The 8962-nt window shown below is 41.6% G+C and carries 10 protein-coding genes; 7 read left to right on the top strand and 3 right to left on the bottom strand.

The window, feature by feature from the left end:
- Positions 1–9 precede the first annotated feature (9 nt).
- Positions 10–639, top strand: coding sequence for a response regulator (locus tag OU792_RS06250; protein WP_274669761.1), 630 nt, complete (start codon positions 10–12; stop codon positions 637–639).
- Here the strand turns inward: OU792_RS06250 and OU792_RS06255 are convergent.
- The gene (locus OU792_RS06255; RefSeq protein ID WP_222584099.1) at positions 636–1715 is read right to left on the bottom strand and encodes a hypothetical protein; all 1080 of its coding nucleotides are present in this window, start codon (positions 1713–1715) and stop codon (positions 636–638) included. The two genes, OU792_RS06250 and OU792_RS06255, sit on opposite strands and share 4 nt — an antisense overlap.
- 158 nt (positions 1716–1873) lie before the next feature.
- Here OU792_RS06255 and OU792_RS06260 point away from each other — a divergent pair, with 158 nt between their 5' ends.
- From OU792_RS06260 to OU792_RS06270, 3 genes are all read left to right on the top strand, one after another.
- Positions 1874–2209 (top strand): ArsR/SmtB family transcription factor, encoded by a 336-nt coding sequence (locus tag OU792_RS06260; RefSeq protein ID WP_134199214.1) that lies wholly within the window; start codon positions 1874–1876, stop codon positions 2207–2209.
- 38 nt (positions 2210–2247) lie between these two features.
- Positions 2248–3132: an arsenite methyltransferase gene (locus tag OU792_RS06265; protein ID WP_134199212.1), complete on the top strand. Its 885-nt coding sequence runs from the start codon at positions 2248–2250 to the stop codon at positions 3130–3132.
- 72 nt (positions 3133–3204) lie between these two features.
- Entirely contained in the window at positions 3205–3834 is a 630-nt protein-coding gene (locus OU792_RS06270; RefSeq protein WP_274669762.1) for a protein-tyrosine-phosphatase, read from the top strand.
- A 250-nt stretch (positions 3835–4084) separates the two neighbouring features.
- Here OU792_RS06270 and OU792_RS06275 read toward each other — a convergent pair whose 3' ends face one another.
- Both OU792_RS06275 and OU792_RS06280 read right to left on the bottom strand, forming a co-directional pair.
- Complete coding sequence (locus tag OU792_RS06275; RefSeq protein WP_274669763.1) at positions 4085–5107, bottom strand: DUF6515 family protein; 1023 nt, start codon at positions 5105–5107, stop codon at positions 4085–4087.
- 3 nt (positions 5108–5110) lie between these two features.
- Entirely contained in the window at positions 5111–5842 is a 732-nt protein-coding gene (locus tag OU792_RS06280) for a DUF2092 domain-containing protein (RefSeq protein ID WP_274669764.1), read from the bottom strand.
- A gap of 339 nt (positions 5843–6181) precedes the next feature.
- Here OU792_RS06280 and OU792_RS06285 point away from each other — a divergent pair, with 339 nt between their 5' ends.
- The 3 genes from OU792_RS06285 to OU792_RS06295 all read left to right on the top strand — a co-directional run.
- Entirely contained in the window at positions 6182–6970 is a 789-nt protein-coding gene (locus OU792_RS06285; RefSeq protein WP_134199207.1) for a hypothetical protein, read from the top strand.
- A gap of 287 nt (positions 6971–7257) precedes the next feature.
- On the top strand, positions 7258–8259 hold the full coding sequence (locus OU792_RS06290; RefSeq protein ID WP_274669765.1) for a helix-turn-helix domain-containing protein: 1002 nt from the start codon (positions 7258–7260) through the stop codon (positions 8257–8259).
- Between the two features lie 259 nt (positions 8260–8518).
- The coding region (locus tag OU792_RS06295; protein ID WP_274669766.1) for a hypothetical protein at positions 8519–8962 on the top strand (444 nt) is incomplete at its 3' end.

The following is an 8962-nucleotide window of genomic DNA, read 5'->3' on the forward strand; positions in this document are numbered from 1 at the left end:
CATTCTTGAATGAAAATTCTCCTCGTTGATGATCATCGGATTTTACTGGACGGTTTGAAGTTTTTGATCGAAAGTCAGCCGGAAATAAGTCAAGTTGATACTGCCTTTACCGTAGAGGAAGCTTTGGAACGGATAAATAACGAGATCCATGACCTGATAATTTCAGATATTTCCATCCCCGAAATTGGGGGGATCGCCTTGGCCAAAAAAGTGAAATCAAAATCCCCAGGCACCAAATTGATTTTTCTCAGTATGCATGATGAGCCATATCGAGTCAAGGAGGCTTTAGCCACAGGGGCAGAAGGCTATGTACTGAAAAAAGCGGCACATGAAGAACTATTAAAAGCCTTGAGGGAAGTAGCCGATGGCGGAATGTATTTTAGTGCTGAGATTCAGAAAATTCTTATTCAGCGAATGCGGTTTCCAGAAGACGAGCGGATTCTTACAGATCGGGAAAAGGAGGTCTTAACATTGATTTTTGATGAGTTTTCCAATAAGGAAATCGGCGAAAAACTTTTCATATCTGAGCGAACGGTGGAAACCCACCGAAAAAATATCTACCAAAAAACAAAGACCAACACGCTGGTTGGTCTTTTGAAATTTGCCTTGGAAAATAATTTGGTGGGCGGAATGCCTTAATCTTTTGTCATTTCCACAAAATTTGAAATCCCCGCATCTACCATATCTTTCATCGCGCCTGAAGCAGAACTCACATAGCGCTCTGAGTCACATTCGGCAAAATGGGAAGCGACTGTACTTTGATCACCCGATACCATCACTAGCTGACTATATCCCGTTTTAGAAAACATATCAGATTGTGCCTGAGTCACTTCCTTGATTTTTTTATCTTCAAAAACATCTTCGAAATACACCGCTTTCTTCAACTCCACTTTAGCGTCGAAGAATGGATTATTGCCAATATCATTTCCGGAGAGAAAGCGTACTTGAGAACTGATTACTTCAGAAGAACCCATAGACCCAAAACCTTTGGCAAAGCCAGTCAATGAAGTCTGCTGATTTTCCTGTGAAGTGTTCATAATCGGCTCAATTCGATACCCGATTTTCGCTTTGACAGAGGAAGTATTTGTCCACATAGAGGCATCCGCATCCAAGGTCACAAATGGAAAGATAAAATTGACATCAGCCACATAGACATCGCCAAGCTCTTTTGAAATTTTTGGCCCCATATCCAAAAAAGTGCCTTTTTCACGTCCACTTTTGGCGACACCTTTCACTAAATACTCAAATCCAGTAGGGGTAACCATGACAAATCCTGCCGCTTGGTCATCCGAAGAAGCTCCACCTTTCATTAGCGTCCAACCTTCGAAATAGTCGCTTTGGCTGGCCTCAGCTGCTGTCATGATTTCAAACCCCTGACTAGTCAGTTGATTGACAAAATCCTGATACGACTGATCAATGATTTTTTGAAAATCAGCTACATCCACTCCGGATATCTGAACTCCCATTCGAGTAGAAGTTCCAGAGGTGAAAGTGGTCCGGTTTGCACGCTCTTTTTTAGAGCCAGAAGTCTTTGCTGAAGCTTCCTCAAAAACCTCAAAAAGCGCTTTATAGCTTCTTATAAATACTTTTTTGGGTGATTTCTGGTGTTGCTTCTTTTTATTGTAACTGGTTACTTTCAGATCTTTCTCATCGAGAATGGTACCTGGAACTGTCTCCACAAAGAGCAGGAGAAAAATGAGTAATAAGCTTTTCATGATTTTTTTTGTTTAGGAATTCTAAAATTGGAGTTTTTTAATATCCCCTAAAATCCCCGTAGACCCTGAATTTGTATCCGTACTGGCACGGATAAAAAATCTTAGAATTCTTCTTGTTTAATTTATTTATCGTAATATTGCAATGAAATAATATTTAAATGGGAGTCACTCAAACACATCTATTCACCGAGGAACAAAATAAAATTGCCCAAATGGCTAAAGCTATTGCCCATCCTGCCAGAATAGCCATCCTTCAACACTTGATCAAAACCAATTCCTGTATCAATGGGGATTTGGTGATGGAAATCGGCTTGGCACAGGCAACGATCTCGCAACACCTTCGCGAACTCAAAGAAGCGGGTCTCATTCAGGGTAGCATAGAAGGTACTCGAGTTAATTATTGCATTCATCCGGAAAATTGGACCATGCTCCGAAACCTCTTCCAATCCTTTTTTGAATCTTATTCTAATTGTACGACCCCATCCTGTACCTGATTATTGACAAAAAAGACATTCATTTTCACAAGCAAAACATGGATCAAGAACAAAAACTAAAAGAAGTAGTGCGGGAGCGCTATGGAAAAATCGCCGAACAGGGAAAAGCAGAAAACGCCGCATCCTGCTGCGGAGCTACCTCTCCCTCCACCAAAGTGTATAACATCATGATGGACGACTACTCCGGTACCGAGGGCTATCTGGAAGATGCCGACTTGGGATTGGGCTGCGGACTTCCTACCCAATTTGCCAAAATCCAACAAGGAGACGTGGTCATTGATTTGGGATCAGGAGCGGGCAACGATTGCTTTGTGGCAAGACACGAAACCGGCCCTGAAGGCAAGGTAATCGGGATTGATTTTACCCCTGCGATGATCAAAAAGGCAAGAGCCAATGCGGAAAAGCTTGGCTATCACAATGTGGAGTTTCGGGAAGGAGACATCGATCAAATGCCGGTAAATGACAACGTAGCCGATGTGGTTGTCAGCAACTGTGTGCTCAATTTGGTTCCTAATAAAGAAAAAGTCATCGGTGAAATTTTCCGGGTTTTGAAGCCCGGAGGTCACTTCAGTATCTCAGATATCGTGTTGATAGGAGATTTGCCAGAGGCACTCAGACAGGATGCAGAGATGTATGCAGGATGTGTGGCGGGAGCAATTCAAAAATCCGACTACTTGTCCTTCATACAGCAGGCTGGATTCCAATCTATCCAAATCCAAAAAGAAAAGACCATCACCCTGCCCGATGATATCCTAGAAAAGTATCTTTCTCAGGAGGAAATTCAGCAGTTTTTATCCAAGCAAACGGGAATTTTCAGCATCACGGTATATGCTGAAAAACCTGGAGAAAAAAACAAAAAACCAAAGCTTAGTTTGGAGCAATTGCAGGCTTCTTCCTGCGCTCCGGGATCAGGCTGCTGCTAAATCAGATGTTCAGACCTTTCAGGTTTCAAAACCTGGAAGGTCTTTTTTTACTTGTGCCAATCCGCTTTCCATATGCAAAAAGTATCCCTTTATCCTACTCTAGCCGAAACCATTCAAAACGCTAAAAAACAACCCATCCCTGCCGAGCGGAAGGCTGTTTTGGAAGTTTTGATCAGCTACATCCAATCCAAACTCGATCAAGGTCAGGATGTGAACCTAAATTTTATTTGCACGCATAATTCTCGCAGGAGCCAGTTTTCGCAAATTTTGGCTAAAACAGCTGCCGATCTCCATGGCATTCCGGCCAATTGCTATTCCGGAGGTGTGGAAGTCACCGCATTCAATGATCGCGCGGTCAGTTCACTCAAAAGGAGTGGGTTTCGAATCTCATTCAAGGAAAACGGAAGCAATCCGATTTATTCTGTTTTTTACTCGGACGAAAGTGATCCAATCATCGCTTTTTCCAAGGTTTTTGATGATCCCGCCAATGATGCCCTACATTTTGCTGCAGTAATGACCTGTGATCATGCCGATGAAAACTGCCCCTTTATTCCCGGCACAGAGCGGCGCATTCCGGTGCGTTATGAAGATCCCAAGGCCTTTGATGGTACCGATTTAGAAGCAGAAAAATATGATGAGCGCTCCCTGCAGATTGCCTCGGAGATGCTATACGTCTTTTTTCAGGTGCAAATGAGAGACTAATCCCTTTTTCCCAAGAGTTCAACCTTTCCGATTTGCCATGTTACCCTGAAGGAACGGCATGTACTAACCCCAAATTGAATTTGGGTCTAAGATCTTCACCGATTCTAGCCCAGCACTTCATACCGGGATTTTACAGAAAATGCCTTAGGTATTGGGCAGCATTTTAAATGCATCTATTGAATAGGAATGCGGCTTTAGCCCATTCTTTGCAAAACCCTTGCCTTCCTCGCCTTCGACCCAAGAATAAAAACTAGGATTCCTCCTCCTCCACCTGCACGATTTCATACATATTTTTCCCATCCACTTCTACGGGCATGTAGTAGGTGTCTCCAAATTTAACAAAGGTCTGCTCCCCTACCTTTACTTCCTCGGCACCCTCGGGAAGGTTGGATACGACTGAACCTGCTGGAGGAGGAACTACTGTGTAGGTTCCGTCATTTTGCTCATAGAAGGTACCACCGTAGTAATAATTGTTCACCGTAGGGCTTACTTCCACTACCTCGGATTCCTTGGGAATGACCTTCACAGTAGCTCCTTGAGGAGCCTCTACCACCACATAGCCATCATCTGCTTCCACATAAAAAACCCCCTCGTCGTAATGGTAGTCTTGGTTATCCACACTCACCACAATAGCGGTCACAGCAAGGGTTGCCACAAAAAAGCCCCATGGATGCCAGGCCGGACCCCAATAGAAAGGTGTAAACGGATGATAGTAATAGGGTCTATACCAAGAAAACCCGAATCCTCCCCAGATGTAGGGTGGTCTGACGTAGGGACGATAAGGTGGTCGATACGCTACATTTCGATTATTCCGGACAATGGTGTTTCGGCTATTGTCAATATTGATATTGACGTCACCCCGGCTTTTATCAATATTCACTCGGTTGTTAGATCCCCGATCGCCTGTGTTTACATTGTTTAGCCGGTTTCCGGTATTGGTGTTTCCGGTATTTTTGATGGAACTAACTTTGTTTTCTACTTTCGGCGACTTAGTAACTCGATTGGAGCCACCATTGATAGCTCCTCCCCTGTTTCCACTTGAAGACTGTGCAGGGCGACTGAGATTAGTATTGGTATTTCGGCTTCTATTCTGAGTAGCAGGTCTGGCAGCAGGCTTTGTAGCCGGACGGGAAGCCGGTCTTGAAACAGCGGGACGCGCCCCACCACCACTCCTACCTGCAAATCGCTGTGCATGACTTAATTCAGGCAAAGAAAATAAAATCAGTAAAGACAGGAAGAAGGAGTATTTGATAATTGTCTTAAAAGTATGCATAGCCTAGTCTTTTTTGGTCCAAGTAATTTGTTTTGAGTTGGGTGGGGGAAGAAATTCAAAAATTGAATCAGGGTAAGTCTCGTTAATCTCCCAATTTTCGAAGGTTACCTCCACTTGATGGGCATAAGGTTCGCCCAGATAAGTCACCACTATTTTGGCTGGTCTGGCTTCCAGGTCTTGTGAGACCCAAATTTGAAAAGTCATCTCAGCATTTGCCGCACCTACATGGAAGCACTTTTGACCATGCACCTCTGCTTCCCCAAGGTATTCGATGTAGTCCATGGTCTCAGTCATGTGAAAGGCAAAATCCGGATACAGAAAATCCGCAGCCACCAGTTGAATTCCGAAATCCGTGTACAGACTTTCCAGCATATCCAAGGTATTGTCCGGAGCCTCGGAAGCTACAAAGATTTTATCCTCTAGGGAGTAGTATACGATCTGACTCCCATTGTAGAAGTAATATTGGGGTTTACCTTGGGCAATTACTTTGGCTGAAAGTTGATTTGGCCCCTGTATGATAAACTCACCGGAGCGAAACTCCTTGATGAAAAAATCATCACGGAAGCCTACATCCTGAGAAGTTTTGGTATTAAATTTCAAGGAATTCACTTCCCCAAAATAAGCTCCAACCTTGTCCAAAATCAGTAAGGCCGTGGAGTCATGAAAAACCTCCTGTGCTTGGGTACGGAAAAAACAACAGAAAGCGATCAGGGAGAAAAATAAAGCTTTTTTCATAGAATCATAGTTTACACTAAGGCAGAATACTGTAAGTTAATCAAAAAGCTCTTCGATACGCAGTAAGCAAAAAGAAGAAGTTTTTGTAAACAATAAAAATAGAGGGCTGATGAAAAACTTAACCTCCAAAATTACCTGCAGCTGTTTTGATTTGGTAAATCTTACCAAGAAAGACACAGAAAATCAGGATCAGTGTGAAAAAGCTTAAGAATATTTTACTTGGTTTGACTTTTTAAAGAAAAACTAGCTTTAATCAGGTAGATTGAAAAGGATCAATAGACCTTCAGTTGATTTCAATTTTATGATAATTTCCTTTAAATAATAGCTAATCCTATTCTCATGAGAAAATCAACTTGCCTTCTTTTCCTATTCTTGCTTTCTTCCTTTGTGGCCTTAGCTCAAGACGATGCAGCAGAATTAGCAAAAAAACTCGCAAATCCAATCGCTTCTCTGATATCGGTTCCTTTTCAGAATAATACGGATTATGGAATTGGAGCATTTAACGGTACAAGAAACACGCTTAACATACAACCGGTAGTCCCGATTTCCATCAGTGAAAATCTAAATATGATTACCCGAGTAGTACTTCCTGTCATTACTCAGTACAATATCACTGGAGAAGGACAAAAGCAGTCAGGTTTGGGAGACGCAGTGATGTCAGCTTTTTTCTCCCCAAAAAACTCTGAAAAAATTACTTGGGGAGTTGGGCCAGCCTTGCTACTTCCCGTGGGTACCAATGACTTCCTGACTGCCAAGAAATTTGGAATGGGGCCCACGGCCGTAGCATTAAAGCAAAGCAATGGTTGGACTGTCGGAGGACTAATCAACCAAATATGGTCTGTCGCAGGAAGTGATGAAAGACCGAATGTGAGCCAGATGTTTGTTCAACCATTTATAGTGTACAACTGGAAATCTGGTGCGGGGCTAGGTGGAAATCTTGAATGGACTCAAAATTGGAAATCCAATCAGACGACCGTTTGGTTGAACCCAACCGTAAGTGGTGTCACCTCCCTTGGCTCTCAAAAGGTGCAGTTTGCAGTAGGTCCAAGATTAAACTTAGCAGCTCCTGATGGTGGAAAAGCAGATTGGGGATGGAGAGCAGTAGTGGTGTTTTTATTCTCTCAGTAACTTTATTTTCCAAAGGCTACATCGACTTTATCCTACCTTGAATAAAGATTGATAAATTTCCCAAATCCTTCATTTTTTAAGGTTAAATAGTATATTTAAAGTGAATTCGGATTACGCCTACTTTTATGGAGTTATACAATTGGACAGGAATAATTATAGGTTTTCTTGTGTCAATCATATTGATTTTTTACCCAGGTGCAAAAAGAAACGGTAATTTAATACTTGGCTTTTCATTGTTTTGCTTGACTCACGCACTTTTGACTTCGGAATTATACCGGAGTGAGTTGATGTTAGATTTTCCTCATATTTCGAGGACAGGAAATATATCAGCCTACTTGATCGCTCCACTTTTTTTTCTTTTTGTTAAAAAAATTATTTACCGAGAAGAAAAAGTAGAAAGGTGGAGATGGCTTTTTGCAATTCCTTCTATAGGTTATATAGTAGACTATTTTCCCTACTATATCAGTTCCGCTTCTGAAAAAGTGGAAATGATTCAGAGCCAACAACTGAACTACAATCATTTTCTATTCAAAGAAGGGATTTTTTTTCCCGATGAATTTCATTTTTTCTTTCGGCAAGTATGGTTGTTGATCTTCCTCGTTTTGGTCTTTAATCTTTTATGGAAAAACAAAAACCAACTAAACAGGGAAGAATCTCACCTGAACCGATACATTTTCAATTTTTTGGTATTTATCACCTCCATCCTCTGCTTTGCCATTTTGCCGGGATTTTTTAGGTTTATCGATCGATGGGGCGGGTTTACTATTGAGGTACAGACACTTACGGTATCCACTGCCTTGATTGGTGCAGGGATTTTCTTAGTCTTTAACCCTCGGCTTCTTTACGGTTTTTATTGGTCTGGAAGCGTTCAGGAAGAGGTCAAAAAAAAGGAAATCTCACCAGCAAAGCCAGTCGGATATTCACAATCGGAGGAATTGGAACAGCTATGTAAGCAATTGACTGACCTGGTCCAATCGCAAAAGCTATACTTAAAGCAAGGAATAACCATTAATGACTTGAGCAATGAATTGGATATCCCGGTATATAAAATCTCCCCTGCTATCAATCTATGTTATGATACCAACTTCAATCAGTGGATCAATAAATTCCGCATACAAGAATTTAACAGGCTCGTAGAAAAAGGAGAACATACCTTGCTTACCCTGGACGGTTTAGCTTCGAAATGTGGCTTTTCAAACCGCACTACCTTCATTTCATCCTTCAAAAAAATCAATGGTGTAACTCCCAGTGAGTACCTGAAAGAAAAGGCTATGATCAATTCCAATTAGTAGCTTAAGACATTGAGATTGGCTTTTCTAGCTGGTCAATTCCCAAGCTTAAAATGTCAACTTTAGACAATTTTTTACAAACCCCATGAAGGATGATCTGCTGATTTTCAAAGAAATCAAAGATTTTTTGGAATCTGAAACTGAAAGGAATTTTTGAAAATCATATGAAGAGCCATCTTTTCTTTTTCTTTTTTAACCAACAATTTTCTTTTCCATTGAAATTATTAAATTATGCAACATATAGTTTTTCTAATAGGCTATGACTCTCTCATTTAAATCGGCATTTTTTAAATTAATTTATTTACTTCCCAATCAAGGTGGCATCCTTTCCATACTCCTCCTTGCTGTAATTTTTCCGGTATCAATCCAAGCCCAGGATACCCATCATTGGGGCAATCAGTTTGGAACCCGAGCAGCTCTTTTGGGTGGTGCAGTTTTGACCGATACTCTCGACAATGCAGGTGTGTTTTATAACCCGGGCAACTTAGCTTTTCTAGATACAACGGTCATTTCACTGAATGCCAATCTTTATGGATTGGAGAATATTCAAGTCGAAAATGCCTTGGGGCAGCAGGCAGACTTTGCAGGATTGCAATTCAACACGGTCCCACTGTTAATCAGCGGAGCCCCTCGACTTAAAAGCGGTTTTCGAATTAATTATGGACTGCTGCCTCCAGTGAGTTTCAAATTCAACGGGGTAGCA

Origin of the sequence: Algoriphagus sp. NF, from assembly GCF_028823735.1 — a bacterium.
GTDB lineage: Bacteria > Bacteroidota > Bacteroidia > Cytophagales > Cyclobacteriaceae > Algoriphagus > Algoriphagus marincola.

What these genes read in the sequence shown, in the direction of transcription:
- OU792_RS06250 (WP_274669761.1), top strand. Translation starts at nt 10, where the DNA reads ATGAAAATTCTCCTCGTTGATGATCATCGGATTTTACTGGACGGTTTG.
- OU792_RS06255 (WP_222584099.1), bottom strand. Translation starts at nt 1,715, where the DNA reads ATGAAAAGCTTATTACTCATTTTTCTCCTGCTCTTTGTGGAGACAGTT.
- OU792_RS06260 (WP_134199214.1), top strand. Translation starts at nt 1,874, where the DNA reads ATGGGAGTCACTCAAACACATCTATTCACCGAGGAACAAAATAAAATT.
- OU792_RS06265 (WP_134199212.1), top strand. Translation starts at nt 2,248, where the DNA reads ATGGATCAAGAACAAAAACTAAAAGAAGTAGTGCGGGAGCGCTATGGA.
- OU792_RS06270 (WP_274669762.1), top strand. Translation starts at nt 3,205, where the DNA reads ATGCAAAAAGTATCCCTTTATCCTACTCTAGCCGAAACCATTCAAAAC.
- OU792_RS06275 (WP_274669763.1), bottom strand. Translation starts at nt 5,107, where the DNA reads ATGCATACTTTTAAGACAATTATCAAATACTCCTTCTTCCTGTCTTTA.
- OU792_RS06280 (WP_274669764.1), bottom strand. Translation starts at nt 5,842, where the DNA reads ATGAAAAAAGCTTTATTTTTCTCCCTGATCGCTTTCTGTTGTTTTTTC.
- OU792_RS06285 (WP_134199207.1), top strand. Translation starts at nt 6,182, where the DNA reads ATGAGAAAATCAACTTGCCTTCTTTTCCTATTCTTGCTTTCTTCCTTT.
- OU792_RS06290 (WP_274669765.1), top strand. Translation starts at nt 7,258, where the DNA reads ATGTTAGATTTTCCTCATATTTCGAGGACAGGAAATATATCAGCCTAC.